The 1,150-nt window shown below is 49.0% G+C and carries 1 protein-coding gene; it reads left to right on the plus strand.

The genetic code is table 11. From position 1 onward, the window contains the following. On the plus strand, window positions 1-1,140 hold a 1,140-nt coding region (locus HMPREF0183_RS05590), incomplete at its 5' end, for an IS3 family transposase (protein WP_050775360.1). Between the last annotated feature and the right edge of the window lie 10 nt (window positions 1,141-1,150).

Consider the following 1,150-nt stretch of genomic DNA (forward strand, 5'->3'; position numbering starts at 1 on the left):
GAGATTGTTGCCCGGTGTGGTGTGCGTTCACGGTCGAATGTGTATTCCTGGGTGCAACTGTATCGAGAAGAGGGAGAATGGGGGTTGATGTCTAAAAAAGAACGTACACAACGTGCTCGCACACCGACTCGTGCCTCATTTGAAAAGTCTTTGCCTGATGATCCGGCCGAGCTGAAGAAGCAGATGGCGCGGCTGTTAGTAGAGAAAGCTGTGTTGGAAGAGGAGCTGGAACTTATAAAAAAAGACGACAGCGTCATCCCCGGTCAACTGAGCAATAGTTCTAAGACCTGTGTGGTTGACGCTTTACGTACTCAGTATCCTCTTGCATTACTGCTGGCTGTGATTGGTCTTGCATCATCAAGCTTTTATTACCACGTACAGCAGCACCGTATGCCTGATAAGCATGCTCATGTTCGCAAGCTGCTTCATCAGATCAGTGACCAGTCGCATAACACTTACGGGTACAGGCGTATCTGGTGGGAGTTGCGTCATCGAGGGATCATCATGAGTGAAAAAGTCGTGAGACGACTGATGCGTGAAGAAGGGATCATCCCGCGGTTTCCGAAGCGTAAGTGGAAGTATTCCAGTTATCAAGGAGAAATCTCACCAGCCCCGCCTAACTTGGTTAACCGTAAGTTTCACGCTGATCGTCCAAACCGGTTGTGGCTTACCGATATCAGTGTGTTTACAGCTAACGAAGGTCGTGTCTACCTATCTGCCATCATCGACTGTTTTGACGGCAAGGTCGTAGCAGCAAAAACAAGCACTCACCCCACGATGGAACTAGCAGAAGAAACACTGCATGCAGCAATCACCGCAGAACGGCCTACAGCAGATGGGTCTTTAATCATCCACTCAGACCGAGGCGCGCACTACCGCGGAAAAACCTGGCAACAACTGACTTCGGCATACCAGATCGTTCGATCAATGTCGAAGAAAGGTTGTACCCCTGATAACGCGGCATGCGAAGGCTTCTTCGGTCGGATGAAAAACGAAATGTACTACGGCAAAAAATGGCGAACCACACAAGAACTCGAAAACGCTATCGCCACATACATCGAGTTTTACAACAACCACCGAATCAAAACCAGCCTCAACGGCTTAAGCATCGCCAAACACCGAGCACTTCACATAGCATAAAAACAAAACC

It is taken from the genome of Brevibacterium mcbrellneri ATCC 49030, from assembly GCF_000178455.1.
Lineage (GTDB): Bacteria > Actinomycetota > Actinomycetes > Actinomycetales > Brevibacteriaceae > Brevibacterium > Brevibacterium mcbrellneri.